At 67.7% G+C, this 26,919-nt stretch carries 27 protein-coding genes, 1 other RNA gene and 1 pseudogene; 10 read left to right on the forward strand and 19 right to left on the reverse strand.

The genetic code is table 11. The features are described from left to right. Positions 1–235: 235 nt before the first annotated feature. The 6 genes from F817_RS0103890 to F817_RS0103915 all read right to left on the reverse strand — a co-directional run bounded on the left by F817_RS0103890 (position 236) and on the right by F817_RS0103915 (position 7,220). Positions 236–1,348, reverse strand: coding sequence for a porin (locus tag F817_RS0103890; RefSeq protein ID WP_024326424.1), 1,113 nt, complete (start codon positions 1,346–1,348; stop codon positions 236–238). An 882-nt stretch (positions 1,349–2,230) separates the two neighbouring features. Continuing rightward, complete coding sequence (locus F817_RS0103895; RefSeq protein ID WP_024326425.1) at positions 2,231–3,418, reverse strand: FAD-dependent monooxygenase; 1,188 nt, start codon at positions 3,416–3,418, stop codon at positions 2,231–2,233. Beyond that, on the reverse strand, positions 3,415–4,677 hold the full coding sequence (locus tag F817_RS0103900) for an FAD-dependent monooxygenase (protein ID WP_024326426.1): 1,263 nt from the start codon (positions 4,675–4,677) through the stop codon (positions 3,415–3,417). The genes F817_RS0103895 and F817_RS0103900 overlap by 4 nt, the downstream gene beginning before the upstream one ends. 289 nt (positions 4,678–4,966) lie before the next feature. Then, positions 4,967–6,295: a Xaa-Pro aminopeptidase gene (gene pepP, locus F817_RS0103905; protein ID WP_024326427.1), complete on the reverse strand. Its 1,329-nt coding sequence runs from the start codon at positions 6,293–6,295 to the stop codon at positions 4,967–4,969. 32 nt (positions 6,296–6,327) lie between these two features. Beyond that, positions 6,328–6,933, reverse strand: a complete 606-nt coding sequence (locus F817_RS0103910) for a UPF0149 family protein (RefSeq protein ID WP_024326428.1) — start codon at positions 6,931–6,933, stop codon at positions 6,328–6,330. Further along, a complete protein-coding gene (locus tag F817_RS0103915) occupies positions 6,933–7,220 on the reverse strand; it encodes a hypothetical protein (RefSeq protein ID WP_024326429.1) in 288 nt (95 codons plus the stop codon). The genes F817_RS0103910 and F817_RS0103915 overlap by 1 nt, the downstream gene beginning before the upstream one ends. A 216-nt stretch (positions 7,221–7,436) precedes the next feature. On the opposite strand from F817_RS0103915, the gene F817_RS0103920 reads away from it, so the two are divergent. The 3 genes and pseudogenes from F817_RS0103920 to F817_RS14815 all read left to right on the forward strand — a co-directional run bounded on the left by F817_RS0103920 (position 7,437) and on the right by F817_RS14815 (position 8,697). Continuing rightward, positions 7,437–7,664: a cell division protein ZapB gene (locus F817_RS0103920; RefSeq protein WP_024326430.1), complete on the forward strand. Its 228-nt coding sequence runs from the start codon at positions 7,437–7,439 to the stop codon at positions 7,662–7,664. Beyond that, on the forward strand, positions 7,661–7,963 hold the full coding sequence (locus F817_RS0103925; RefSeq protein ID WP_024326431.1) for a cell division protein ZapA: 303 nt from the start codon (positions 7,661–7,663) through the stop codon (positions 7,961–7,963). Before F817_RS0103920 ends, F817_RS0103925 begins: the two co-directional genes overlap by 4 nt. Before the next feature lie 475 nt (positions 7,964–8,438). Continuing rightward, positions 8,439–8,697 (forward strand): annotated as a pseudogene (locus F817_RS14815) (hypothetical protein). 288 nt (positions 8,698–8,985) lie between these two features. On the opposite strand, the gene dapB reads toward F817_RS14815, so the two are convergent. The 4 genes from dapB to aroC all read right to left on the reverse strand — a co-directional run bounded on the left by dapB (position 8,986) and on the right by aroC (position 14,203). Continuing rightward, a complete protein-coding gene (gene dapB, locus F817_RS0103930) occupies positions 8,986–9,780 on the reverse strand; it encodes a 4-hydroxy-tetrahydrodipicolinate reductase (RefSeq protein WP_024326432.1) in 795 nt (264 codons plus the stop codon). Between the two features lie 279 nt (positions 9,781–10,059). After that, a complete protein-coding gene (locus tag F817_RS0103935) occupies positions 10,060–11,874 on the reverse strand; it encodes a diguanylate cyclase domain-containing protein (RefSeq protein ID WP_196801205.1) in 1,815 nt (604 codons plus the stop codon). A 16-nt stretch (positions 11,875–11,890) separates the two neighbouring features. Continuing rightward, positions 11,891–13,054, reverse strand: coding sequence for an MFS transporter (locus F817_RS0103940; RefSeq protein WP_024326434.1), 1,164 nt, complete (start codon positions 13,052–13,054; stop codon positions 11,891–11,893). A gap of 45 nt (positions 13,055–13,099) precedes the next feature. Then, a complete protein-coding gene (aroC, locus tag F817_RS0103945; RefSeq protein ID WP_024326435.1) occupies positions 13,100–14,203 on the reverse strand; it encodes a chorismate synthase in 1,104 nt (367 codons plus the stop codon). Between the two features lie 148 nt (positions 14,204–14,351). Here aroC and F817_RS0103950 point away from each other — a divergent pair, with 148 nt between their 5' ends. The 6 genes from F817_RS0103950 to F817_RS0103970 all read left to right on the forward strand — a co-directional run bounded on the left by F817_RS0103950 (position 14,352) and on the right by F817_RS0103970 (position 17,494). Then, on the forward strand, positions 14,352–14,861 hold the full coding sequence (locus tag F817_RS0103950; RefSeq protein WP_024326436.1) for a heme-binding protein: 510 nt from the start codon (positions 14,352–14,354) through the stop codon (positions 14,859–14,861). A 45-nt stretch (positions 14,862–14,906) separates the two neighbouring features. Continuing rightward, on the forward strand, positions 14,907–15,344 hold the full coding sequence (locus F817_RS0103955; protein WP_024326437.1) for a rhodanese-like domain-containing protein: 438 nt from the start codon (positions 14,907–14,909) through the stop codon (positions 15,342–15,344). Positions 15,345–15,425: 81 nt separating this feature from the next. Continuing rightward, a non-coding RNA gene (gene ssrS, locus F817_RS14060) (6S RNA) lies at positions 15,426–15,611 on the forward strand. Between the two features lie 42 nt (positions 15,612–15,653). Continuing rightward, positions 15,654–16,301 (forward strand): 5-formyltetrahydrofolate cyclo-ligase, encoded by a 648-nt coding sequence (locus F817_RS0103960; RefSeq protein ID WP_024326438.1) that lies wholly within the window; start codon positions 15,654–15,656, stop codon positions 16,299–16,301. A gap of 31 nt (positions 16,302–16,332) precedes the next feature. Next, positions 16,333–16,812: an EVE domain-containing protein gene (locus F817_RS0103965; RefSeq protein ID WP_024326439.1), complete on the forward strand. Its 480-nt coding sequence runs from the start codon at positions 16,333–16,335 to the stop codon at positions 16,810–16,812. A gap of 4 nt (positions 16,813–16,816) precedes the next feature. Further along, positions 16,817–17,494, forward strand: coding sequence for a glutathione S-transferase family protein (locus tag F817_RS0103970; RefSeq protein WP_024326440.1), 678 nt, complete (start codon positions 16,817–16,819; stop codon positions 17,492–17,494). 136 nt (positions 17,495–17,630) lie between these two features. On the opposite strand, the gene F817_RS0103975 is transcribed toward F817_RS0103970, so the two are convergent. From F817_RS0103975 to F817_RS0103995, 5 genes are all read right to left on the reverse strand, one after another. After that, positions 17,631–17,903, reverse strand: a complete 273-nt coding sequence (locus tag F817_RS0103975; RefSeq protein WP_024326441.1) for a cupin domain-containing protein — start codon at positions 17,901–17,903, stop codon at positions 17,631–17,633. A 74-nt stretch (positions 17,904–17,977) separates the two neighbouring features. Continuing rightward, positions 17,978–18,646: a DUF6064 family protein gene (locus F817_RS0103980; protein WP_024326442.1), complete on the reverse strand. Its 669-nt coding sequence runs from the start codon at positions 18,644–18,646 to the stop codon at positions 17,978–17,980. Between the two features lie 36 nt (positions 18,647–18,682). Continuing rightward, positions 18,683–19,624, reverse strand: a complete 942-nt coding sequence (locus F817_RS0103985; RefSeq protein WP_196801206.1) for an aldo/keto reductase — start codon at positions 19,622–19,624, stop codon at positions 18,683–18,685. A 234-nt stretch (positions 19,625–19,858) separates the two neighbouring features. Beyond that, complete coding sequence (locus F817_RS0103990; RefSeq protein ID WP_018167932.1) at positions 19,859–20,215, reverse strand: DsrE family protein; 357 nt, start codon at positions 20,213–20,215, stop codon at positions 19,859–19,861. Between the two features lie 91 nt (positions 20,216–20,306). Further along, positions 20,307–20,549, reverse strand: a complete 243-nt coding sequence (locus tag F817_RS0103995) for a hypothetical protein (RefSeq protein WP_024326444.1) — start codon at positions 20,547–20,549, stop codon at positions 20,307–20,309. A gap of 166 nt (positions 20,550–20,715) precedes the next feature. On the opposite strand from F817_RS0103995, the gene F817_RS0104000 reads away from it, so the two are divergent. Then, a complete protein-coding gene (locus F817_RS0104000) occupies positions 20,716–21,273 on the forward strand; it encodes a TMEM165/GDT1 family protein (RefSeq protein ID WP_024326445.1) in 558 nt (185 codons plus the stop codon). On the opposite strand, the gene F817_RS0104005 is transcribed toward F817_RS0104000, so the two are convergent. From F817_RS0104005 to F817_RS0104020, 4 genes are all read right to left on the reverse strand, one after another. Beyond that, positions 21,208–21,960, reverse strand: a complete 753-nt coding sequence (locus F817_RS0104005) for a TVP38/TMEM64 family protein (protein WP_024326446.1) — start codon at positions 21,958–21,960, stop codon at positions 21,208–21,210. The genes F817_RS0104000 and F817_RS0104005 overlap by 66 nt on opposite strands. Then, positions 21,957–23,354: a replication-associated recombination protein A gene (locus tag F817_RS0104010; RefSeq protein ID WP_024326447.1), complete on the reverse strand. Its 1,398-nt coding sequence runs from the start codon at positions 23,352–23,354 to the stop codon at positions 21,957–21,959. Before F817_RS0104010 ends, F817_RS0104005 begins: the two co-directional genes overlap by 4 nt. A gap of 232 nt (positions 23,355–23,586) precedes the next feature. Then, positions 23,587–24,240: an outer membrane lipoprotein chaperone LolA gene (gene lolA, locus F817_RS0104015; protein ID WP_024326448.1), complete on the reverse strand. Its 654-nt coding sequence runs from the start codon at positions 24,238–24,240 to the stop codon at positions 23,587–23,589. A 136-nt stretch (positions 24,241–24,376) separates the two neighbouring features. Next, entirely contained in the window at positions 24,377–26,719 is a 2,343-nt protein-coding gene (locus F817_RS0104020) for a DNA translocase FtsK (protein ID WP_024326449.1), read from the reverse strand. Positions 26,720–26,919: the final 200 nt, after the last annotated feature.

Here is a 26,919-nt window from a genome sequence, read left to right on the forward strand (position 1 = left end):
CCGAAATTCAAATCGGGCGCGCGAGATCCCCGAAGGGCAAAACGCAAGGTTTGACCCCGGGTTTGCGGGTTTTCGGATGACGCCTGATAGTGCCCGGATGGCGAAACCACCAGGCTCAAGCACAAAAAAAGCCCCGAACGGGGCCGTAAGGTACGCATAAAAAACGGGGCCCCTGGGGGCCCCGCAAAACAAGCTACAAACTTGTTGTTATACCGCTTGGTAGCAGTGGCTGCCCTTAGAAGGACACCCGCATACCGCCACCGACCGCGGTGTAGTCCGGACCACCGGACTTCACGTCGGTGTGGGCCACACCACCGAACACCCGCACGCGGTTGCTCATGTGATGGGTAACACCAAAGGCGACGCTATCGACATTCGCCTGGCCAGCCGGATCGTTAGAGGTATGACCCAGGGTCAGCGAGAAGTCGGTGCTGCCCATGGAGTAGGTACCCGCGGCGAAGTAGGTGTTACCGCTACGCTCCTGCATGCCGGTGATGTTGTTTTCGTTCTCGGCGGTGAAATCTTCCGCCTCGAAGTTCACACGCCACGGGCCCTGGCGGAAGTCAACACCGATCTTGGCGGTGCGCAGCTTGGTCGCGGTTGCGTCGTCGTCGTCGTTTGTGGTGCCGTCAACAAATCCCAGGATCCCGGAGGTCTGGTTGTTGTCATCGGCACGCTGGTAGGCACCGTAGATCTCGACCGGGCCCACATCGAAGCCGAGCTTCGCGGCGTAGGCCGTGTCGCTGTCGTTGCTGTTGTCGATAAACGCGGCAACGTCCAGGTTCACCATGCCGAAGTCATTCGAATAACGAAGGCCACGATCAAGGTACGACCCATTCGCAAAGCCACCCCAGCCGAAGCCACCCGGGGCCAGGCGACCACCGTTCACGCGCTGCTGCATGAAGGTGCCGTTGAGCGGATCCTTGCCGGCAGTGCTGTAGGGGCTGGACATGCGGCCAGCGGTAACGCGACCGAAGTCGCCATCCAGACCAACGTAGGCGTCACGCGCACCGGAGTTGAAGCCGTCCGTCGTGGTGACGTTCTGCTCAATCTTGGCGAGCGCGGTCAGGCCATTGCCCAGGTCGTGGTTGACCATGACGCCGATACGGTTCGGGTTGGCACCGTCCACGTTGTTACTGAACAGATGGGCCGTGCTACCAGAGCCGGTGGAGGTGCCACCGCCGTCCATGACACGGAAGCCATCGTTGAACCTGGCGTCACCCGAGGCGCTCTGGTGGACGATCTGCGTCTGCAGCTGGCCGAACAGGGTGACGTTGGTGTCGGCGGCGGCGAAGGCCGGGACTGCGAAGGCGCCGGCAACGGCGACTGCGAGAATCTGTTTTTTCATGTTGCGTATCTCCCAGGAGAGGTATGTGTTCGTTTCTACGCCTGCATCCACGGTCGATGCCGCGAATGACAGGTGTTTTATATACACCACGGTGTCTCTTTTCAACCCCTGGGCGGGAAAAAATTGCCACAGTGGGGCGGGATCTGTGGCGCACGGCGCCTTTTGGCAGATCAAACACTTGCGCGCACAGTCTGCAGGAATCTCGGAAATGGATCGCAACGTGCTGAAATGACGGGCTCATCATGTTCAGCTAATGCTCGGAATCCCGCTGAATACGAGACCTCGATCAGGTTTTTCTTATTTTTCTGCGCGTTGCCCCGATTGGACGATTTTTCGGGTCGAGGGTAGGTCCGCCGAGGGGTCGGAGCGCGTTGCGTTTTTGCAACGACCGGGGATTCGGGCTGCCTTCGGCGAAGAATGTTGCAAAAAGCCGACAGGTGGCGAAGCGGAGGTAGCGGCCCGTTCGATCGGTTTGGTGGCTTTCCCGCTTTGGCGGGGGCTTCGCGGCCAGGGCCGCTCCTACAGGGGGGGCTGGTGGCCGGTTGGCGCGCGGGGGGTTATATGAGCGGCCGGGATGGCCGTGGGTGGGGAAATGGCGGTGTGCCCGGGCTCGATGAGGACGTGCCCCCGACGCCATGATGCGGTTCGCTGCACTCAGCGCATCCTACGGGCCACCGCTACTTCCGGGCTTTGGTGAGGGCTTCGCCGCCGACGCGGCTCCTGCGGGCCCACGGCCGGCGGCACCAGTGGGAGCCTGCTTGCAGGCGAAGCTCCTGCCCGCGCCGGGCACAAGACCTGAGGTGGGCTCCGCCACCGAGGCGGCTCCTGCGGGGCAGCGCCGGACGGAGGTTATACGGCGGTTGGATAGCCGCGCGGCTGGGGCTAGTCGAGGCCGAAGGCGCGCAGGGCAAGGCGGCGCTTGAGGGGGGTGGCCTGGTCGACCAGGCGGATGCCGAGGCCGCGCAGTTCCGGGAGGCCCGCGGCGTGGGTGCCGAAGATCAGGCGGAAGCCGTCCATGGCGCGCTGCATGAAGGCGTTCTCGGCGCGGCGGTCGCGGGTGTAGGCCCGCAGGACGGTCTCCGCCCCCGGGTCGCGGCGGGCGGGGCCGTGCAGGCGCTCGACCAGGGCGCGGGCGTCGGCCAGGCCGAGGTTCAGGCCCTGCCCCGCCAGCGGGTGGATGGTGTGGGCGGCATCCCCGGCCAGGGCGACGCGGCCGGCGTGGTAGTCCCGGGCATGGCGGGCCACCAGCGGGAAGCTGGCGCGCTTCGATGTGGCGGTGACCGCTCCCAGGCGGCGGTCGATCACGGCCTCCAGGGCCCGGCAGAAGCCGGCGTCGTCCAGCGCCAGCGTGTCGTCGGCCTGGTGTTCGGGCTGGGACCAGACGATGGAGCTACGCCCGTCCGCCAGCGGCAGGAAGGCGATGATCTGGTCATCGACGAAGCGCTGCCAGGCGGTGTCCTCGTGCGGGCGCTCGGTGGTCACGGTCGCGACCACGCCGCGGGCGTGATAGTCCTGCTCGCGCACCGGGATGCCCATACGGGTGCGCAGCGGGGATTGCGCGCCATCGGCCGCGACCACCAGACGGGCGGAGGCCAGCGGCGCATGTTGCGGGCCGTAGAGATCCACCCGATCCGGGCGGGTGTCGAGGCTCTTCCATTCCGTTTCCGGCCACAGGGCCACGCCGGCGGCCTCCAGCTCGGTCCACAGCACGGCCTCCAGGGCGGCGTGCTCCACGGTCCAGCCCAGCGCCGGCACGCCCAGCTCGTCGGCATCAAAGCGGATATGCCCGGGGCCGTGGGCGTCCCACACGGCCATGCCGGAGAAGGCATGCGCGCGGCGCGCCTCGAGGGCGTCCTGCACCCCCAGGCGGGCCAGGAAGTCCATGGAGGCGATGTTGAGCGTGGCGACGCGCGTCACCGGGGTCGCGTCGCTGAAGGTGGGCGCGGCATTGCGCTCCAGCAGCCCGACACGCAGGCCCTGGCGGGCCGCGCCCAGCGCGATGGCGCCACCGACCGCGCCGGCGCCCACCACCAGCAGGTCCAGCAGGTCGCGGGAACCCACCGCGCTCATGCCCCACCCCCTGCGGCCGGCCGCGCGAGATGGCGCGCGGTATGGCGCGGTAGCGGGCCGAGGCCCATGGCCGCCTGTGCCAGGCGGTCGCGCGCGGGGCGCAGACGATCAATGGCCATCATCCCGCCGCCCAGGGCATGCCCACGCAGACCGGCCGCGTGCAGCATGCCGCGCGCGAGAAAGTCAGTCGCCGCCACCACGCCGTTCACGTCGGCGCGCCGCGCCCGGGCATACGCCGCAAGGGTTGCGGGTGCGCCGGGGTCGGCCACAAAGCCGGGCGCCCCGCCCTGCCCGCACGCCTCGCGCAGCGCCCCCAGCAGGGTCGCCACATCGCGCAGGGCGAGGTTCAGCCCCTGCCCGGCCACCGGGTGCACCGCATGCGCGGCATTGCCCAGCAGCAGCGCGCGATCCGCGACCGGCTCCGGGGCGTGCACCCGCTCCAGCGGGAAACGCACCACGCGGCCCGCCGGACGCAGCCGACCCAGGGTCCAGCCGAAGCGCGCCTGCAGCTCACGCAGGCGTTCGGCCTCGTCCAGTTCCAGGCGGCGTTCGCAGGTCTGCGGCGGGGCCACCCAGACCACGTTCATCCGGCCATCCGCCTGCGGCAGCAGCGCCAGCGGGCCTTCGTCGGTGAAGCGCTCGAAGGCCTGGCCGTTGTGCGGCCGAGCGGGGAGGACATCGAAGACCAGGGCATCCGCCGCGTAACGCAGGCGGTTCACCGGCAGGCCCAGGGCCTTGCGGGTGGGCGACTGGATGCCGTCGGCGGCCAGGATCAGGCGCGCGGCCCAGGTGCTCTCGCCGTCGGCGCCGCGGATGCGCAGTGCGCGCTGGTCGTCCGTCACCTCGCCCACGCCGGCCAGCGTCGAGTGGTGGCGCACGTCCACGCCGGCGTCACGGCAGGCCGCGTCCAGCATCGGCTCCAGCGCGACGGCCGGCACCACCTGCCCGAGGGCGTGGCGGCCGTGATCGGCCGCGTTCAGGTGGACGCGCCCCAGGCCACCGCGGCGACTGACGACGATGGAACGGATCGCAGTCGCCCGTTCGGCCAGCGGCGCCCAGTAGCCCAGATCGTCGAGCAACTGCACGGAGCCGGCCGCCAGGGCGTAGCCGCGGGTATCCTTGGCGTGCGCATCCGGTGCGGGCGGCGCACCGCGTTCGAACAAGGTGACCGCGTAGCCCGCCCGCGCCAGGGTACAGGCCGCGAGGCCACCTACCGGCCCGCCACCGACGATGGCGATATCGCAGATGTTCGTGGTCATGCCGTCATCCCCCGAGTGGGCAGACCCACCGCTTCATTCGCGGGCAGGCCCGCTCCCACAAAACCTGGATCGCCCATCGGAGGATGTCGATGCGTAGGATGCCGATGAGCGGAGCGAATCGCATCACGGGGTGTGTGGCCCCAGAGTGAGCGGTGCGTTTCGCGGGGCTCAACGCACCCTACGGTTATGGACGTATCGTGGGGCACGATCCACGCCCCTTTCGCTGGCAGGCCCGCTCCCACAGGGGGCTGGGGCTGGGCCGGGGCTGGGTTATGGCGGGCGGGCATGGTCAGTTCCAGCCCGGGAGGTCGCCGACCATGCAGGCCTCGATGTCGGCGACGGTCTTGGGACAGTCCGCGGTCAGGACCTCGTGGCCGTCGCGGGTGACGGCCACGTCGTCCTCGATGCGTACGCCGATGCCGCGCAGCTCCTTCGGCGCGTCGCTGTAGGGCCCGAAGTAGAGCCCGGGCTCCACGGTCATCACCATGCCCGGCTCCAGCTGGCGCCAGGCGTCACCGACGCGATAGTCGCCGACGTCGTGCACGTCCAGCCCCAGCCAGTGGCCGGTGCGGTGCATGTAGAACGGGCGGTAGGCCTGGTCGCGGATCAGCTTGTCCAGGCGGCCCTTTAGCACCCCCAGATCCTTGAGGCCGCGGGTCAGTTCGCGCACGGCGGTGGCGTGCGGGGTGTCCCAGTCGTTGCCGGGGCGCACCTGCTCGATCGCGGCGAGCTGCGCGGCCAGCACGCACTCGTAGACCTCGCGCTGGCGCTCGCCGAAGCGCCCGGAGACCGGGAAGGTACGGGTGATATCCGAGGCGTAGCCCTGCACCTCGCAGCCGGCGTCGATCAGGAGCAGGTCGCCATCGTTCAGCGCGGCGCGGTTCTCGATGTAATGCAGGATGCAGCCGTTCTCGCCACCGCCGACGATGGAGGGGTACGCGGTCTCGGTGCCGTAGCGGTGGAACTCGTGCAGCAGTTCCGCCTCCACCGCGAACTCGGTCAGGCCCGGCCGGCAGGCCTGCATCGCGCGCACATGCGCCTGGGTGGAGATGGCCGCGGCGTGGCGCATCAGCTTCAGCTCCGGTGCCTTCTTGAACAGCCGCTGCTCGTGCAGGTGGTGCTCCACCGCAACGAACTCGTGCGGCGCGCGCACGCCGTTGCGGGCCTTGGCCCGGACCTGGTTGACCCAGCCGAACAGGCGCTGGTCCAGGGGCTCGTCGCGTCCGAACGGCGCGGCCAGCACCGCGCGGTTCTCCATCAGCCCCGGCAGGATCTCGTCGATATCCTCGATCGGGAAGGCGCACTCGGCCCCGTACGTCTCCATCGCGCCGTCCGGCCCCGCGCGCCGCCCTTGCCAGGTCTCCTGGGTGGGGTCGCGGTCGCGGCAGAACAGGATGTACTCGCCCGCCAGACGCCCCGGCACCAGCACCGCCACCGCATCCGCCTCGGGGAAGCCGGTCAGGTAGAGGAAATCGCTGTCCTGACGGAAGGGATATTCGACGTCCCGGTTGCGCGTACGCTCGTGGGCGGCCGGGACGACGATGATCGAGTCCGGCCCGATCGCCCGCATCAACCGCTGGCGACGCCGGGCAAACTCGCCCTGCGGGATCTCCGGCATCCGGCCCGGCCGGGGGGCTTGTCGCGTTCGCGTCATTGCATCGGGATCCGTTTCGGGTCGTCCGGAGCCAGCTCGTCGGCGATCAGCAACACGCCCACGCGCACGTATTCGTTGAGTTCCTCGAAGGCCGCCGCGTTGTCCTCGTCATCGTCCGGCTCCAGCTCGATGCGAGCAATCTCGGCGAAGTCGCGGAGGATCTCGCTGGCCTCGGCCGAGGGCTTGAGCTTGGCCAGACGGGGTGTCTGCCCGAGCCCGGCGATGAAGCCGTCCACCCACTCCGACAGGGCCTGGGCCTGCGCCTCGATGGCGTCGTCCTCCGGCAACAGCGGACCGAAACCCAGCTCCACGTCGTAGAGCTGCGCCAGCAGCGCGCGCCGGATCGCCTCCACGGTCCTGCCAAAGTTCTCCCCGGCACCCTCGGTCAGCGGCAGGGCCTCGCCCAGGCTCTGCTCCAGCGCATCGACGTCGGCACCCGGGTCCGCCACCAGGCAACCGGTAAACAGCCCGTGAGCCGAAGCCGGCGTCTGGGCAAAGCCCATGCTGCGCAGGCCATGCTCCAGCTGTTCGCGCAGGGCCGCGGGATCACGCTCCAGGCCGTCCTGCGACTTGGCGTTGCCGGTGTGTGCGTCGCTCGCCATCAGAAGCTCTCCAGGCGCGCTTCGTAGGGGAACAGCAGGAAGCGGTAGAGATCGTCCCCCACCTGCAGATGCGTGAATTGCGGCTCCCCCAGCTTGATCGCGTTGGACCCGGTGGAGGACAGCGCATTCAGACCAAAGCGCTTCTCCGCGATCAGGTCGTTCAGCAGCTGCTCCAGCTCGGCGGGCGGCACGCGGCCCGTGCTGTCAACGATGCGGCACGGCTTTCCGTTGTGGGCCGTACCCTCGATCACGGTAGCCTCGGGGCCGGGTTCTGGGGGCTGGGTCATGGGCAGCAACACTTGAAGGGAAAGGGATTCGCCGTATTGTGGCCAGCGCGGGCACCGGGCCGCAACAAACCCCGGAACCACAGGTGCGCGACCCCCGAAAAGTGAATGTGTTCCAGCAAGAAGATGAGCCAAGTTGACGCTTCGCGCGAAGCCCTCCTAGACTCCATGGATCAAACGCCCCGCGGCGAAGGCCGCCTGCCAACCGGGACCGAGGCCATGCAGCCGAACGACGATTCCGCGATCGACCCGACCGAGCGCCTTGAGGCCGCGATCACGCGCCTGCTGGAGGAGCACGCCGCCCTGCGCGAGGAGAACCACCTGTTGCAGGAGCAGGTGCGCCAGCTCAAGGGCGAGCGCGCGGCCTTCAAGGAACGCAACGAGCAGGCCCGCCACCGGGTCGAGAACATGATCGCGCGCCTGCGCTCGATGGAGCACAGCGAATGAGCCAGTCCGAACCCGTCCGCGTCTCCATCATGGGCAAGGAGTACCAGATCGCCTGCCCACCGGAGGAACGCGCCGATCTGTTCGCCTCCGCTTCGCTGATTGACGGACGCATGCGGGAGTTGCGGGACGGCGGCCGCGTGGTCGGCGCCGAGCGCATCGCGGTGATGGTGGCGCTGAACCTGGCGCACGAGCTGCTGGAATGCCAGCAGCAGAAGGCCGGTGGCGACTCCGCCGGCAGTTCGGCGCGGCTGGTCGCCCTCGCCGACCGCATCGAACAAAGCCTCGGCTCCTCGCGCTAGCGCGCCTGCCGGCGGCGCCCTGCCGCCCTCCCTTTCTCCCGGGCATTCCCGGGCCGGGTACGGCCCGCCACCCGCTACTCCATATTCATCATCCGGTGTTTCCGGTAGCCTCGGTTCGCTACCTGCCTTGTTGAGGCTGGCCCGGGTTCGTCTTCTGGTGTTTACGTGCCTTCGTCCGGCCACCTGCCAGGCGCTGACTCGCCAGCGCGCCCCGAGGTACTTCTTTGCTCGTGCAAAGAAGTACCCAAGAAACACGCCCGACTGCCGCGACCCCGGCCCGCTGCGCGGGCCGGGGTTTCCCTCGCTCCGAGGCTTTTCGCGGGCGGCGCTGAACTCGCTGCGCCTGCGGCTCCGCTCAGACATCCAGCGCCTCGAATCCCGCGAAAAACCACCCCGCGAAAAGCCTCTCCACTCGGCGCGACGACAACGGGGAGGAAGGTCCAAACAACGGCCGTTCCGACGATATTGCTAATGGATGATGGCTAGGTCTTCGATCATCTCGGGCACGCTCGGCCTTCGGCCGTTGCGTGCCGCGCCCGCGGAGCGGGCGCCGGGGGGGCGTAGGATGTGATGAGCGCAGCGAATCGCATCAGGGTTTCGCACGGCGTGGGGAACGGTGCGTTTCGCTGCGCTCAACCGCACCCTACGGGGTACCGTTGGTTTTGACCTTCCCCTCCCGTATGGAGCCCCTTGCGGAAGGGTTCTCGGGCCGGGAGAAGGCGCTGGATGTCTGAGCGGAGCCGAAGGCGCAGCGAGTTCAGCGCCGCCGGCCCGAGGGCCCTGGAGCAAGGTTCCCGGGCGAAATCCGGGTGCCCTTCTTTGGGTACTTTCTTGGGCAAGCAAGAAAGGACCTCGGGGCGCGCTGGCGAGTCAGCGCCTGGCAGGTGGCCGGACGAAGGCACGTAAACACCGGGTGCCGAACCAGGACCAGCCTCAACAAGGCAGGCGGCTAGACGAAGGTACAAAGACACGAACGGCAAAGGATACTGCGGCCAATGAAGCGCCAGGCGGCGCAGCACTCGCTAGAGGTCGCGCAGCCCCAGTACATCCTGCATATCGAACACCCCGTTTCCGGCGCCGGCCAGCCAGACCGCCGCACGCACCGCACCGGAGGCGAACACCGTGCGACTGGAGGCCTTGTGGGTGATCTCCACGCGCTCGCCGTCCCCGGCGAACAGCGTGGTGTGCTCGCCAACGATGTCACCACCGCGCACGGTCGCGAACCCGATGGTGCGCCGATCGCGGGCTCCGGTCTGGCCCTCGCGCCCGTAGACGGCATCCTGTTCCAGGTCGCGGCCCAGGGTCTCCGCGACCACACGCCCGAGCTTCAGCGCGGTACCGGAGGGCGCGTCCACCTTGTGCCGGTGATGCGCCTCCAGGATCTCCACGTCCACACTGTCGCCCAGCGCCCGCGCGGCCAGCTCCACCAGCTTGAAGGTCAGGTTGACCCCGACGCTCATGTTCGGGGCATAGACAATCGGCAGGGATTCCGCGGCGCGACGCAGGCGCTGTTCCTGCTCGGCGTCGAGACCGGTGGTTCCGATCACCAGCGCCTTGCCGGCGCGCGCACACAGATCCAGGTGCTGCATGGTCGCCTGCGGCGAGGTGAAATCGATCAGCACATCGAAATCGTCGGTAACCGTCGCCAGGTCCTCGACCAGGCGCACCTGCCCCTCCTGACCGACGGTCTCGCCGAGCGCCTCGCTGCCGGGGCGTTCACTGGCCGCCCCCAGCCGGGCATCGGGGTGGTCGTCCACCGCCTGCACCAGGTTCTGGCCCATGCGCCCGCCGGCGCCCGCAATCGCAATTCGAATCATCCCTTCTCCCTTCCAGCCAAAATCAAGAAACGCCAATCGATAGGCACGCGCGCCGTGGCCCCTTTTATCCCCCAGAAGGCGCGCCGGTGGATCGGGAAATCCGGGGCAACAACGCGAGCGTGTACATCGAGCAGTGTTTGGTTAAGCGAGGCGCCACCCTATGAATCCGCACCGCATTGCGCCAGCCTTGCCGCTCCATGTTCGGGCGATGCTGATCGGTATTTCCGTAGAGGCCACCGGCGACACCAGAACAGATCGAGCACTGCGGTCCGGCCGTCGCTAACCGTCCTCGCCGGCGTGCCGATAGCAGTCCTTTCCAGAATACTTTGAACGGTACATCGCCTCATCGGCCTTTTGCAGCAGATCGCTACCGTACTCGCCGTCACGAGGATAGAGCGCAATGCCGATGGATGCGGAAATGTGAACCTCGTGGCCATCCAGCGAATACGGCTGGCGCAGGCATTCAAGGATCTTTTGCGCAACCCGATCCGCATTCTCCGACCGGGTCAGTCCGGCAACAATCAGCGCGAACTCATCCCCCCCCAGCCGGGCCGCCATATCGCTGTCGCGGATCGCCTCCTGCAGACGGCGCGCGACCTCGCGAAGCACGACATCGCCGGTATCGTGCCCAAAGGTATCGTTGATCGGCTTGAAACCATCGAGATCGATATAAAACACCGCCAGGGATTCCCCCGACTGCCGCGCTCGGTCGATTCCTTTGTCCAGGCGCTCGTGGAACAGAGTGCGGTTCGCCAACCCGGTCAGGGAATCATAGTGAGCCATCCGCCAGATTTCGCCGTCACGGTGCTTGCGGTCGGTAATGTCCTCCTTGACCGCCACATAGTGGCTGATCCCGCCCGAGGCATCGGACACGGGGCTGACAGAGGCCTCTTCCCAGAACAGCTCCCCGCTCTTCTTGCGGTTGAGAAACTCGCCGCGCCACTCGTGTCCCGCAGACAGCGCCGCGTACATCCGCTCATAGGTCTCGGGAGGCGTACGTCCCGATTGCATGATGCGCGGATTTTGGCCCACCACCTCGTCCTCCCGGTAGCCCGTCACCTCGGTGAACTTACGGTTGACGAAGACGATGCGGCTGTCGGTATCCGTCACCACAACCGAAGCCGGGCTGTGCTGGAGCGCCCGACGCAGGGTTCGCAGTTCCGTTTCGCGCTGTTGACGCTCCCGGATCTCCTCGCGCAACGCGGCGGTGCGTTCCTCGATCGTCGCCTCCTGCCGATCCCGGATCTGCTCGACCAGCAGGAGTTGCCCGCGATACCGATGCAGACCGAATACCGTAAGCAGCGCCAGCAACAGCCAGACCACCAGATGCACGGCCACCACATGCCCCATGGGGTTCGCCTGCGCGGCCCTGAAGGGCTCGTAGTCGAAGGCCACGGTCAGCGCCCCGCGGATATCGCCGACGTCATATCCCTGATGGGCATGGCACTGCATGCAGGCTTGCTTGACCCGCAACGGACGCATGTAGCGTATTTCTTCCCGGCCATCGACCGACTCGATCGCGTGATATTCCGGGGCGCCGCCATGGGCCCATTCCAGGGCGCGCTGCTCCCATGGCAGGGGTTCGTTGACGGGGTTGAGGGGCTGCCGGCTCGTCAGCCGCACGGAGAACCCGGCCTCGTCGTCGATCAGCTCCGTCACCTGACGTGTCATGTAGGCCGGGTTGACCATGGTCAACAGGCGGCCATCGGGTCCGTGGAGGTCCCGTAACGGTACGTCCAGATACGGATTGGGAGGCGTGTCCTCGTCGGCGAAGACGTAAACGCCGCCATGCCGGGCATTCCAGAGTCGAAACGTCTCGATCATCTGGGAAATGAACCGCGCCTGCTGCAAGGCCGTGTCCTCGCTGTGGCGCTGGACGGTCTGAACGTTCCACAGCAGCGACGCGGCCACGACCAGGGTCCAGATCGCCAGCGGGATCAGCCAGTAGTGACGGTGGCGGAAGAAGTCTCTCCTTCTCCCGCTGCGACCCCCTTCCGTCATGTTCCCTCTGCAGGAGTGACAAGTAACGTGAGGCAATTGTACCGCACTGGAAACACCGGTTTTTCGCCGTTTCCCGGCAGGCCCGCGGGCCACGTCCCAACGCCTGGAATCACAAGGTACGCACCGGCGTGTGATGGCGCCATCCGCCATACACCGAGGCGATCACCCCGGCCGCAGCCAGGAACGCCGCGAACACGTACACCGAGGCCGGGCTGATGCCGTCCCACAGGTAGCCGGCCACCAGCGAGCCCATCGCCCCGCCCAGCCCGAAGGCCAGCGACGAGTACAGCGCCTGTCCGCGCCCCTGCAGCCGCCCCGGGAAGAAGTAGTGAATCAGCGAGATGGCCGCCGCGTGGTACACCCCGTAGCTGGCCGCATGCAGCACCTGAATGAACAGCAGCATCGGCAGGGAATCCGGGACCGCCGCCAGCAGCCCCCAGCGCAGCGTGGTCAGCACCAGTGCCGCGGAGACCAGCATCCAGGCGCCGAAGCGCAGGATCAGGCGCGGCATCAGCAGGAACAGCACCACCTCGGCTGCGACCCCCAGCGCCCACAGCTGCCCGGCCACCGAGCGCGAGAAGCCGGCCTCTTCCAGGTACAGGGTAAAGAAGGCGTAGTACGGCCCGTGGCTGGCCTGCATGAAGAAGCAGGCCACGAACAGCGCGATCACCTCGGGCCGGCGCAGTACGCTCAACAGCGGCGGGGCGTTATTGTCCTCGTCCATGTTGCGCGTCGGCTCGCGCACGAACTGCGCCGCCGCCACCACCGCGATCAGCACCGCGAGCACGATCCACGGCAGCCAGGCCACGGCGATCCGGTCGAAGGCCCAGCCCAGCACCGCCACCGCGACGATAAAGCCGACCGAGCCCCACAGTCGCACCAGCGCGTAGCGATGCGCATCCCGCCCCAGCGAGCGCATGGTGGTGGCCTCGAACTGTGGCAGGATCGCGTTCCAGAAGAAGCTGTAGGCGGCCATCACCACCGCGAGCCACCAGTAACCCGTGTACAGCAGCACACCGGCAAAGGCGACCGCCCCGCCCAGCGCGCCCCAGCGGGCGATCGGCATGTGTGCGCCGGCACGATCCGCGAGCCAGCCCCAGACGTTGGGCGCAATGATCTTGGTCGCCAGCACGATCGCCATCAGCTCGCCGATCTGGGCGCCGCTGAACCCCTCCTCGGAGAGGTACGGCCCCCAAAACGGCATGAAGGCGCCGAGGCTGGCGAAATAGAAGAAGTAGACCGCGGACAGGCGCGCGTTCTGGGTCACGGCCATGACGGGTCCGCTACCGGTTCGCGAGCACACGGCCGCATGGCCGCGTCATTCGTCGGGATAGTCGCGCAGCGCCAGGCCGGTGTCCGTCACGTCGGCGTTCTGCGCCCGGTGGCGCAGGGCGTGGTCCATCAGCACCAGCGCCATCATCGCCTCGGCGATCGGGGTCGCGCGGATCCCTACGCAGGGGTCGTGCCGCCCCTTGGTGACCACCTCCACCGGCTCGCCCGCGGTGTTGATGCTGCGCCCGGGCAGGCGGATGCTGGAGGTCGGCTTCATGGCGATGCTGGCGCGCACCGCCTGGCCGGTACTGATGCCGCCCAGCACGCCGCCGGCATGGTTGGAGAGGAAGCCCTCGGGGGTGATCTCGTCGCGGTGCTCGGTGCCGCGCTGGGTCACGGACTCGAAGCCCGCGCCGATCTCCACGCCCTTCACCGCGTTGATGCTCATCAGCGCATGCGCCAGCTCGGCATCCAGGCGATCGAATACCGGCTCGCCCCAGCCGGCGGGCACGCCGGTGGCCTCGACGGTGACCCGCGCGCCGATGGAATCGCCCGACTTGCGCAGGGCGTCCATGTACTCCTCCAGCTCCGGCACCTTGTCCGGATCCGGGGAGAAGAACGGGTTGTCGTTCGCGATCTCCGGCTGCTTCGCTTCCAGCTCGATCGGGCCCAGCTGCGACAGCCAGCCACGGATGGTGATGCCGTAGCGCTGCTCGAGATACCGCCGGGCGATGCCGCCGGCCGCCACGCGCAGCGCGGTCTCGCGCGCGGAGCTGCGACCGCCGCCGCGATAGTCGCGCACGCCGTATTTCTGATGATAGGTGTAGTCCGCGTGCCCCGGACGGAAGCGATCCTTGATCTCGCTGTAGTCCTTGGAGCGCTGATCCACGTTCTCGATCAGCAGCCCGATCGGCGTGCCGGTCGTGCGCCCCTCGAATACCCCTGAGAGGATGCGCACCTGGTCCGGCTCGCGGCGCTGGGTGGTGTGGCGCGACTGCCCCGGCCGGCGGCGATCGAGGTCGAACTGCAGATCCGCCTCGCAAAGCTCCAGACCGGGCGGACAGCCGTCCACCACCGCGCCCAGGGCCGGCCCGTGACTCTCACCAAAGGTACTGACGACGAACAGTCGCCCAAAGCTGTTTCCCGACATGCGCGTAGTGTAGCCGCGGCCGCGACGGCTGTCGCCTGTTCCCCCACCCGGCGGCCGGTCGGCGGCGAGCGGAATGGCGCGCTCGGCAAGCACGTCCCCTATCTGCCATGATCGGCGTGCAGCACCCATAACCAGAAAGGAGGAACCCATGACGAACTCCCTGACCCGCCTCGCCACCGGCACGGTCGCGGCCCTGTGCCTGGGCCTGGCCAGCAGCGCGCAAGCCGATGACGTTTACACGCAGCGGTTCATGACGCTCGAACTGGCCAACGATATCGCCATGGGCGCCGTCGAGGCCTGCCGCGAGATGGGCTACCAGACCTCAGTCGTCGTGGTCGACCGGGCCGGCAACGACCAGGTGGTCCTGCGCGATCGCATGGCCGGCGTGCAGACCATCCAGATTGCCGGCGACAAGGCCCGGGCCGTGACCATGTCCGGCACCACCTCCGCCAACTTCCGCGACAACCGCGAAGACATCCGCATGGAGATGAACCACGTGGATGGCATCATCATGCTGGCGGGTGGCCTGCCAATCGAAGCGGCCGGCAGCATGCTCGGTGCGGTCGGCGTATCCGGCGCCCCGGGCGGCGACCTCGACGAGGAATGCGCCCAGGCCGGGATCGACCGGGTCCAGGAACGCCTCGACTTCGTAATGTAACCACACCGGGTGCCAAGGACCGGCGCCCGCCCCCAGGAAAACACGATGACCACCGACACCCCCCGCCCGACCCCGAAACGCATCTCGCCGGTGGAGACCTACGAGCGGTTACAGGCGCGCCCGCGCGACCTGCTGATCGACGTCCGCTCGACCATGGAATACCTGTTCGTCGGCCACCCGACCGGCTCGGTCCATATCCCGTGGATCGACGAACCCGACTGGACCGTGAACCCGCAGTTCGTGCCCCAGGTCCGCAAGCTGCTGCTAGGCGGCGTCAGCGATCACAGCGCAGAGGCCCCCGCCCTGTACCTGATCTGCCGCAGCGGCAAGCGCACGCTGGATGCCGGCCAGGCCCTGGTAGATGCCGGGATCGAGAACGTCTTCTCGGTGGAGGAAGGCTTCGAGGGGCCGCTGGACGAGCACCACCGGCGTTCCACCCGCGGCGGCTGGCGCTACCACGGCCTGCCCTGGGAGCAGTGCTGAAGCATTCATGTCCGCGTGGATCCCCTACTGTGACGGGGGTTGCGCGCACCCCCGGGGGATTGGTCCATAATGAAACCGGACGCGTTACTGCGGCGTTCGATTGTGGCCCGGTGGTACCCTTGAGCCTTAATTCTTCACCACGGGACCGAGTACTTCCGTTTCGCTGTGCAGGTCCGTCTTCGAGCGGAAAGCCTAAAGATTCGGAGACTTCTCCCACCTGAACCTCAGGTTCAAGGTCAAAGGTCACGCCGGCGCCCGCGGGGCGCGTCCACTTCTTTTTGATCCCCGTCTTTCCATACCGATCCCCTTATGCCAGCGGAAACCAACTCCGTTCACGATTCGCTATCGCCCGACGATCTGCGCGCCTTGCGCCTGCGCCTGCGCCGCGCGCGCGCCGCGCTGTCGGACGCCCAGCTTGACCAGCATTCCGCCGCCATCTGCGAGCACCTGCTGCGCTGGTTCGAGCGCTGGCAGCCGCGCTGCGTGGGCGCCTATCGCGGCCTGCGCGGCGAGGTCGACCTGACACCCCTCACGGTCGCCCTGGCCGGACGCGGCACCCGCATTGCCCTGCCGGTGATGGATGACAAGCGCCCCGGGCGCATGCACTTCCACACCTGGGTCCCGGGCGATGCGCTGTGCCACAACGGCTTCGGCATCGCCGAACCCTGCCCGGACGCCCCGCGCATCTGGCGCCGCGAGATGCAGGTGGTGCTGATGCCGCTGGTCGCCTTTGACACCGCCGGCAACCGCATGGGCATGGGTGCGGGTTACTACGATCGCTACTTCGCCCGGCGCCGCTTCGGCATCCGCCGGCCGAAACTGATCGGCGTGGCCCACTCGCTGCAGGGCGTCCCGGCACTGCCCACACAGCCCTGGGACGTCCCGCTGGATGGCGTCGTCACGGAAGATGGCTGGCATGCGCTCCCGGACCGCGCGCGGCACAATACGCACACCTGACCCCACCCCTCACTTGGCACGAGGAGCCCGCATGGCCTACTGGCTGATGAAGTCCGAGCCCGACGAGTTCAGCATCGACGACCTGGAGCGTGTCGGCGTGGAGCCGTGGGACGGCATCCGCAACTACCAGGTGCGCAACATGATGCGCGACGAGATGAAGAAGGGCGATCTCGCCTTCTTCTACCACTCCAACGCCAAGCCCCCGGGCATCGTCGGCATCCTGCGCATCGAGAAAGAGGCCTACCCGGACGCCTGCGCCTTCGACCCCGAAGACCCGCACTACGACCCAAAGAGCGACCCGGACAACCCGCGCTGGCTGCGCGTGGACGTCGCCTTCGAAGAAAAATTCGGCGACATCATCACGCTCGACTGGCTGAAACAGCAGCCACAGCTCGAAGACTGCCCGCTGGTACGCCGCGGCAACCGGTTGTCGGTGATGCCCATCACCCAGGACCAGTGGGACTTCATTCTGAGCCACGCCCAGCGCGGGCATAGCCCTCGAGGACAATAACCGCGTGGCCACGCTCTACCACTTCCCGCACGACGCGAAGGCCGACCGCCTGCGCCTGGCCTGCGGCTACAAGGGTGCGGAGCTGGAAACCGTCGCACTCGACTGGTTCGACGACGAGACCTTCTTCGAACTGGGCGTAGCCCGCCAGTCCCCGATCCTGCAAACCGACGACGCTACGCTGCACACCGACACGGTCACCGCATTGCGCGATATCGACCACCTGTTCCCGACCGGCGAGCCACTCTCTGACGGCGTCATCGCCGAGGACGCCTGGCAAGCCCTGGTGGACTGGCGCGCCAAGGTGGAGATCGTGCTGGACCGGCTCTACGCCCCGCTGGCACCGGGCTTTCACGGCATCGGCGAGAGTGCCGAGGCCCTGGCCGACTTCAAGGCGCATGTGCAGCACCGCTTCGGCCTGTCGCTGGAGGAACTCGCCAACGACCGCTACGACGGCTACAACCAGCTCGCCAAGCTGAGTCACCTGCCGGAACTCGCCAAGCACCTGGCCGCCAACCGCTTCTACCTCGGGCAGCCGTCGATCGCCGATTGCGTGATCGCCGCCGACCTCTACCCGCTACAGATGCACGACGGCATCAACCTGCCCGTCGACATGCTCTACTACCTCCGCCGCGTCGAGGAGACCTTCCACACCCCCCTCAACACCCACTGGCTCGCCCGCTGACCTGTTGGCGACAACCCTTCAACGGGCCATGCGCCGCGTCCCTCATCCACAGCACTCAGACTCGTCGTCATCGCGAGGAGCGCAGCGACGTGGCGATCTCGCAGGGACCCCGGCCCAAGCGCAGGCCAGAGTCATTTCACCCAAAGCGGTAGTGCTTGCGGATGTCGCGGTGGATCTCCCAGGTGCAGTCCATGCCCTCGGGGAAGGTGACGAGGTCGCCCTCGCCGACCGTGACCGGCTCGCCGCCGTCCGGGGTCACCGTGACCTGGCCTTCCAGGATGTAGCAGATCTCGCGCTCGTCGTAGTGCCAGGGGAAGGTCGAGACCTCCTTCTCCCAGACCGGCCAGTCGAACACCCCCAGGCGTTCCAGATGGTCGTGGTCCGGGCGATGAATCACTTCGATGGACATGACAGCCTCCTCACTATCGAGAAGACGCGAGCCTAAACCGAACCCGCCCGAGGGCCAACCGGTGATGACCCCGGTCAGCCCCCCGGGCGCAAGCCTGCCCGCTCCGTGCGGCCAAAGCGCCGTAGCAGCAGGAGCACGAACGCCCCCACGCCGAGGGCGGCCGGCAGGAATTCCAGCCACTGGCCAAGGCCCCAGGCCATGTAGCCGGTGACCAGCGCCCACAGCAGCGGGATGATCGCCAGCACCAGGGGCGGACGCGACGGCACCAGCAAAAGCATCCCCAGGGTCAGCAGCATCACCGGTCCCGGGGCCACGCCGACATATTGCAACTGCGTCCAGGACGTGCCGGTCAGCGCGAGATCCAGCGAGGGATAGCCCACCAGCGCGTAGACGATCATCAAGACCGCGGCGCTACCCGCGAGCCCGCCGGACCAGCCGAAGCGGGCCTGGCCCATCAGGGTCAGCGCGAACACCAGCATCAGACCCTGGGCCACGAAGACCCCGGCCAGCCACTCGGAGGCGAAGTGGAACGGCGCCAGCGAACCGCCGAAGAAGGCCACCCCGGTCCAGATCCACAGCACGCCCAACAACAGGCCAATGACACGGCCGGCCGCACGCGAGCCCGGAACCACCAGCCCCAGGGCCGCCAGCGCGAGCAGTGCTCCGATCCCGTGCAGGGGCCAGATCGCGGTGTTGTACTGGCCCAGGATCGCCAGCCAGGTCGAGGCCTCAAACGGCAGCATGTCGGCTCCCCGGGCGCAAGGATTTGGAGGCCAACCCTACAGGTCCTGCACGTACGCGACCATGCGGCTGCGCATCCCCGCGTCCGGCATGGGGCCGTACAGCGCGCCCATGTTCTCCTCCATGTGCGCCACCACCGAGGTCGCGGGGATCGCGCAGGTCACGTCCGGGTGCGAGACGATGAACTTGAGCAGGAACTGCGGCCAGTTCTCGCATTCGATCTCCACCGCCCATTGCGGCAGCGGATGCCCCTCGAACTGGTTGATCAGCGCCTTGCGCCGAAACGGGCGGTTCGCGATCACCGCCACCCCGCGTTCCCGCGCCAGCGGCAACAGGCGCTGTTCCGCTTCGCGATCCAGGATGTTGTAGGTCAGCTGCACGAAGTCCAGGTCCTCGCGCCGCAGGATGCGCTCCAGATCGTCGTGGCGGCGCCCGTGCGAGGTGGTCACACCGATATAGCGAACCTCCCCCGCCTCATGGCGCGCGCGCAGGGTTTCCAGGTGTGCCTCCCAGTTCTGCAGGTTGTGCACCTGCTGCAGGTCCAGGGTGTCGACACCCCACAGATCCCGCGACTCCGCATGCTGGTCGCGGCCGGTCGAGGTGCTGCGCGTCCAGATCTTGGTCGCCGAGAACACACCCTCGGGATGGGCCAGCTCGCGCAGGCCGTGACCGACCACCGCCTCCGCGCGCCCATACATCGGCGAGGAGTCGATCATCCCGCCGCCACGGCGGACAAAGGTATCCAGGATCCGGGTACGCACCGCCAGCGCTTCCGGATCCTCCGGCACGTTGAAGGTAATCCACGTCCCCATCCCGATCACCGGGATCTCCTCCCCGGAAGACGGGATCGGCTTGCGCTGCGGCTCACGCCCCTCGGCGGTCCCACCGACAAGGGGCCACCCGGCCCCGGCCGCTACCGCGGACCCGGCCATCCAACGCAGGAAGGATCGGCGTGAACGCCGCGGGGATGGATGTTTCATGGCACGTGATCACCGAAGGAAACTCCAACCGTGGGCCATCCAGACACGCCACAAGTTCCCTGTACGACCTTCCACAGGGGGCGCCAAGAAGGGGAGTCTACCCGCACAACCATGGGACAGGAGGGTTGGAAATCGGAGTGCAGCCGTTTGCCGCGAGGCGGCGGCATGGACACAAGGATCCCCTAAAACAAACGGGCGGGGATCACACCCCCGCCCGCGAGCAACGATGAACGATCAGAAGCTCATGGAGCGGTCGAAGTCGGCGACGGCCTGGACGTACTGGCCCATGCCGGCCATCTCGGCGTTCGGCAGGAAGTTGTGTTCGCCGACGTCGCGGCCCTTGGCGCAGGCCTCGCAGGCCCAGAACGGGACGCCTTCGCTGACCAGTGAATCGACGATGTCCTTCATCGCCGGCATGTTATGGCCGACGATCTTGTCGTAGACATTGCGGTTGGCGATGTTCACGGCCTCGCCCTGCAGCCAGACGGTCACGTCATGGCCCTGCTGCTTGGCCACGTTGGCGGCGATCATGCCGAGCGTCGCACGGGTGGGGTCGTCGGTACCGGCGGTGACAGCAACAATAAAGCGCATGGTGTTCTCCTGAGTGCTTGAAACGTGCTGCAACCGTAGCGGCAGGCACCGCCGGCGTCGATTTCCCACAAGCCGCGGGGAAACACTCGGATCAGGGCATGCCCCTCGCCGTCACACTGGTCCGGTAGAGCTTGAAGGCCATCAGCAGCCAGGGGATGGCATGCATGACCAGGTCGAGGATGTCTAGCACCCGGGTCAGCTCGCCGGCGAGCAGCCAGCGCAGCTTCTCCGCGACATGCGGCTCGGGGATCCAGGGGGCCAGACCCAGCGTGGCCACCAGCAGCGCAAACAGCCACAGCGGTGTGCGATCGACCCAGCGTACGAATGCTTTCATCGCGCGCATCCTACCCAAGGCCCGGCCAGGGCGCAGCCCGTTCTTGCCGGCAACGGGACCGCCTTCTACACTTTCGCCTGCTTCAGGGGGCGCGACGCGGCAGGCCCGGGAACCCCCTGGCCTCACCACCGCGGTCCGCAGTAGCCGCCCGGTCCGGAAGACCATCATGGAAGCCCTGCTCGTCTCCACCGTCATCGTCGCCATCGCCGAGATGGGCGACAAGACCCAGCTCCTCGCGCTACTCCTGATCTGCCGCTACCAGCAGGTCTGGCCCATCATCTGGGGCATCGTGGTGGCGACCCTGGCCAATCACTTCCTCGCCGCGCTGGCCGGGGTCTGGATCGGCGCAAGCGTGCCGGACGAGTGGCTGCGCTGGGGGCTGGGGCTCGGGTTCATCGTCATGGCCGCCTGGGTGCTGGTGCCGGATAGCGAGGACGAACTGCCAGCCCCCTCGAAACACGGCGTGTTCTGGACCACCACGGTGCTGTTCTTCCTGGTCGAGATGGGCGACAAGACGCAGGTGGCCACCGCAGCGCTGGCCGCGACCTTCGACAGTCTGATCCTGGTCGTGATCGGCTCGACCATCGGCATGGTCCTGGCCAATGCACCGGTCGTATGGCTGGGACAGCGCTTCGCCTGCCACCTGCCGCTGCGGCTGCTACGTGCGCTCGCGGCCCTGCTGTTCTTCGCCCTGGGCCTCGGGGTGTTGCTCGCCTGGGTCTGAGTCCGAGCGCAGCATCTTCTGTCCCAGCCAGATGCGCCGCACCAGGCGCGGCAGCAACAGCAGCAATGCGAGCACCGCGAGCAGCGCCAGACCCAGTTGCACCCCGCTGTCGGCACCACTGGCCACCTCGCGGGTGGCATGCCCCAGCCAGGCATAGGCAAACAGGCCCGGGATCAGCGCCACCACCGTCGTCAGTGCAAACACGGGCAGCGGCAGGCGCACCAGTCCCAGGGCATAGTTGGTCGGCGCGAACGGAAACACCGGCACCAGTCGGGTCAGGGCGACCACCCGCCAGCCCTCGGCCTCCACGTCCTTGCGCAGCCGATGGCTGCGCGGCCCCATACGCGGGGCCAGCCAGGGCTCCAACCAGGTGCGCGCCAGCATGAAGGCGATGATCGCCGCCAGGGTCGCGGCCAGCAGACTCAGGGCGCCACCGGTGAATGGTCCAAACAAGGCCCCGCCCAGCAGGATCCAGAAGGTGCTGGGCAGCGGGAACAGGGCCAGCACGACAAACGCCAGCACGAATACCAGGTAGGCCCCAGGGCCCCAGCCAAGCAGCCAGGCCTCCAGTTCGCCCAGCGGGAAGCCAAGACTGGGCCACTCGGTGGTCAACAGAATCCACGCCAGCGAGACCCCGAACAGGATCGCCGCAACCGTCAGCCAGCTCTTGTGATGTCGAATCCTCATGGCGCCCCGTTAGCCCCGTCGCCGGGGCCTTCACTGGCGTTGCCGCGCAGCCGGTCCAGGCGCTCGGCCAGCGCGCGCTCGGTACCATCCCGACGCGGGCTGTAGAAGCGCGCGTCCTCGAGGCCTTCCGGCAGGTACACCTGACCGCGCGCGAACCCATCCGGTTCATCGTGATCGTAGCGGTAGCCCGCGCCGAAGCCCTCCTCGCGCATCAACTCGGTCGGCGCGTTGCGCAGATGCAGCGGCACGCCCGCGCTGCCGGTGTCGCGGATCGCCGAACGCGCCTCGTTCAGGGCGGCGTAGGCGCTGTTGCTCTTGGGCGCGGCCGCCAGTTCGATCACTGCCTGCACCAGCGCCAGATCGCCCTCCGGCCGGCCCAGGCGCTCCATGGTCTGCCAGGCGGCCAGCACCCGCGCACCCAGCCCGACTGCGGCCAGGCCAATGTCCTCGTAGGCCATGCGCAGCAGGCGGCGACCGAGGTAGTCCGGGTCGCAGCCGGCATCCAGCATCCGGGTAAGCCAGTACACCGCCGCGTTCGGATCGGACCCGCGCACGGATTTGTGCAGGGCGGAGATCTGGTCGTAGAAGGCATCACCCTGGCGATCGAAGGCCAGCGACTGCGCCCCCATCACCGCGCGCAGGGCATCGCCGGTGATGGCGCCATCGCGGGCCAGGTCCGAAGCGGTCTCCAGCCAGTTCAGGGCACGCCGGGCATCGCCATCGGCGGCGCGCGCGAGGCGCTGGCGCTCCTCCGGATCCAGCGTCAGGCCGCGCCCGCCCAGACCGCGCTCGGGGTCGTCGAGGGCGCGGTCGATGAGGGCCTCGATGGCCTCCGCGCCGACCGCCTCCATGCGGTAGACCCGCGCACGCGACAGCAGCGCACTGTTGAGTGCGAACGACGGGTTCTCGGTGGTCGCGCCGACGAAGGTCAGCGTACCGTCCTCAATGTGCGGCAGCAGGGCGTCCTGCTGGCCCTTGTTGAAGCGGTGGATCTCGTCAATGAACAGCAGCGTCCCGACACCGTTGCGGCGGCGGGTCTTCGCGGCTTCGACGACCGCACGGACGTCCTTGACCCCGGCCAGCACGGCGGACAGCGTGACCAGGCGCTGGGCTCCAGCCGCCGCCACCAGCCGCGCCAGCGTCGTCTTGCCGCAGCCGGGCGGGCCCCAGAGGATCATCGACGGGGTCTGACCCTGCTCAATCGCCTGGCGCAGGGCGGCATCCGCGCCGACCAGGTGGTCCTGGCCGACCATCTCGTCGAGCCGCGCCGGACGCATGCGCTCGGCCAGCGGCGCGGTCGGATCCGGCGTTACCACGGCCGGCGCGGGCTCGGGCTCGGGCGTTGCCATGCCCGCATCCGGGCCGAACAGGTCGCCTTCGGGGGAATCACTCATACGCCGATTGTAACCCCTCGGGCGAAAAGGCCCTGTTCACCACGAAGTGCGCGAAGGTACGAAGAAGGACTATTGAACCACGGAGGGCACGGAGACAACCCAAGGGGGTATCACAGCCCATGTGCAGGATGCGTTGAGCAAAGCGAAACGCATCCTACGCACCTGAAAGCTTGGTGATTTTCTCCGTGGCCTCTGTGCGCTTTGTGGCAAATAACCCGCGAGCGGACCTCGCTCAAGGCCGATAGATGTCGGTCCCGGCCGGCGGGTCGAAGGTGAACACGCCCGGGTCGAGCTCGGCGTTGCGTTCGGTCTCGTGGAAGAGGATCACGGTCTCCTGGCCGAAGATGTCGCGGAAGGCCATGCGGGTCAGGTCGCCATCCGCGGTCAGATCCAGATCCAGACTGGTGAAGTCGGCCTGTTCGTTGCGCGGCACCAGCACCAGGCGCAGGGCGTCGCCGTCCGGCACCGGGCGAAGCGACATGCGGAAGTGCTCGTCCAGGCGCTCCGGCTGTGTGATCGCGGCGATCGGCGTGGCGTCGAAGGCATCCCCCAGCGGGCGCACCGTGGCCTGCGACAGGTCGGGGTCGTACATCCACAGGTCCTGCCCATCGGAGACGATGGTCTGCGGGAACGGCTCGGTGACCTCCCAGTGAAGCCGGTTGGGCATACCCAGCTGCATGCGGCCATCGGACTCCTGCAGCACGTAGCCGGTTTCATCGCGAACGGTCTGGGTGAAGACGGCGGAGAAGGTCTCCAGACCGGAGACAAAGCGATCCAGCGCGCCGCGGGCATCCGCGGCGGGTTCGGCGGCCGACCCCGGCCCGGCAAACAGGAAAACCGCGGCCACGAGGGCCAGCAGCAGGCGCGAAGGAGAGCGAGGCTTCATGCGAACTCCGTTTGGATCGTTGCAAGCATCCTGCGCCCGGTCGCTTAACCGGGCGTGAATGTGTTGTTCAGGGATGGCGAACCGCGTCACGCGGTCAGGGACATGGACACCATCCATGCCCTCTAGTTCGGGGCGCTCAGTCGTTCGGGCCGGGTACCAGGACCTCGCGGTTGCCGTTCGACTGCACCGGGCTGACCAGGCCGGCGGCCTCCATGTCCTCGACCATGCGCGCGGCCCGGTTGTAGCCGATCTTGAGCCGGCGCTGGACAAACGAGATCGAGGCCTTGCGCGACTCGATTACCACCTGCACGGCCTGGTCGTACAGCGGGTCCGATTCGCTCTCGCCCCCGTCCGGCGACTCCAGCCCGGGGATGCTGGCCGCGCCCGCCTCGGGCTCGTCGAGGATGGCCTCGTTGTAGTCCGGCTCGCCGGTGGACTTCAGGTACTCGACCACCTGATGCACCTCGTTGTCGCCGACGAAGGCCCCGTGCACGCGCTCGGGCATCGCCTTGCCGGGCGGCAGGTAGAGCATGTCGCCATGCCCCAGCAGGTGTTCCGCGCCCATCTGGTCAAGGATGGTGCGCGAGTCCACGCGCGAGGAGACCTGGAAGGCGATGCGGCTGGGGATGTTGGCCTTGATCAGGCCGGTGATCACGTCCACCGACGGGCGCTGTGTCGCCAGGATCAGGTGGATGCCGGCGGCGCGGGCCTTCTGCGCCAGGCGCGCGATCAGCTCCTCCACCTTCTTGCCGACCACCATCATCATGTCGGCGAATTCGTCGACCACGATCACGATGAACGGCAGTGGCTCCAGCTCCGGCGCCTCGGTCTCGGTGATCGCCTCCTCCGGCTTGAACAACGGGTCCTTCAGCGGCTCGCCAGCGGCCTGGGCATCACGCACCTTCTTGTTGAAGCCACCGATGTTGCGAACGCCCATCGCCGACATCAGCTTGTAGCGCCGTTCCATCTCGGCCACCGCCCAGCGCAGAGCGTTGGAGGCGTCCTTCATGTCGGTGACCACCGGGCACAGCAGATGCGGGATGCCTTCGTAGACCGAAAGCTCCAGCATCTTCGGGTCGATCAGGATCAGGCGCACATCGTCCGGCGTGGACTTGTACAAGAGCGACAACAGCATCGCGTTGACGCCCACGGATTTCCCGGAACCCGTCGTACCGGCCACCAGCAGGTGCGGCATCTTCGCCAGATCCGCCATCACCGGCCCGCCGCCGATGTCCTTGCCCAGCGCCATGGTCAGCGGCGACTTGTTCGAGTCGAACAGATCCGAACGCAGGATCTCGGACAGGGCCACGATCTCGCGATTCTCGTTCGGGATCTCCAGCCCCACCGTGGACTTGCCCGGGATCACCTCGACGATGCGCACCGCCATCACCGACAGCGAGCGCGCGAGATCGGTGGACAGCCCGGAGATGCGCGAGGCCTTGACCCCAGCGGCCGGCTGCAATTCGAAGCGGGTGATCACCGGCCCCGGCTGCACCGCGACCACCTCGACCTCCACGCCGAAGTCCTTCAGCTTCAGTTCCACCAGGCGGGAGAGCGCCTGCAACGACTCCTCGGAGAATCCGTCGGGCGGCGGCGGCGCCTCGTCCAGCAGGGACAGCGGCGGGCGGGGATCCGCACCCGCGCCCTCGGTGAACAGCGGAACCTGTTTCTCTTTCTGCACCCGCGGGCTGGGCGGCGGCGTCTCGATGCGCGGTTCCACCCGCGAGGGCGGCCGCTTCTCGGTGCGCTTGCGCTCCTTCTCCACCCGGGTCTCGCGCTCCGCGCGCTCGCGGGCGCCAATGCGACGGTCGCGGGCGGAGTCGATCATTGCACGCGCACGCTCCCAGCCACGCACGGCCAGCTGGCCGAGGCGATCCATCAGCAGGAACCAGGACAACCCGGTGAACAGGGTCACCCCGGCCAGGAACAGCGCCAGCAGGACCAGTGTCCCGCCCACCAGGCTGAGCCCGGCCACTGCCCAGCCGCCGAACAGGTCCCCCAGGATGCCGCCGGCATGCACCGGCATCCCGCCTGGCATCAGGTGCAATGCCGCCAGCGCGGAACCGGCGATCAGCGCCACGATCAGTGCCAGACCGCGTACGGTGAGCTCCATTGGGCTGGCGATCTGGGCCTCGCGGCGATGCCGGAACAGCCACCAGCCAATACCCGCGACCGCCAGCGGGATCAGGTAGGCCAGATAACCCAGCAGGTGAAAGGCGATATCCGCGAACCAGGCCCCGGTGGTGCCACCAAGGTTGCGCAGGCCCTCGCCGTCACCCGTGGTCGACCACGCGGCATCCCCGGGGTGATAGCTGGCCAGCGCCACCAGCAGGTAGAGCGCCAGCATGCCGAAGATCAGCAGCGCGCCCTCGCGTAGCCCGCGCAGCAACTGCCCGCTCAGGCTCGGCGGGGCAACCGGCTCTGTTGCCTTGCCGCCCTTGGCGCCCTTGCCTCCGGATTTGGCCTTGCTTGCGGCCATGCGCTCCCCAATGGTCCGGCCCGCGGCGCGGGCAACTTTTCAAGGAAGCGCTGAATAAAGCCATCCTGGCTTTCTCAGCGCACGCTGCACTGCAAACGCGGTTCGCAGCTTGTTTCACAATCGACCACCTGCGGTGGTCGATTGCGGCGGCACCTCCTTGTGCCGCCGGGAAACGCCGATGAATCGGCGTTTCCCGGGAT

Origin of the sequence: Thioalkalivibrio sp. AKL19 (assembly GCF_000420165.1) — a bacterium.
Taxonomy (GTDB): Bacteria; Pseudomonadota; Gammaproteobacteria; order Ectothiorhodospirales; family Ectothiorhodospiraceae; genus Thioalkalivibrio.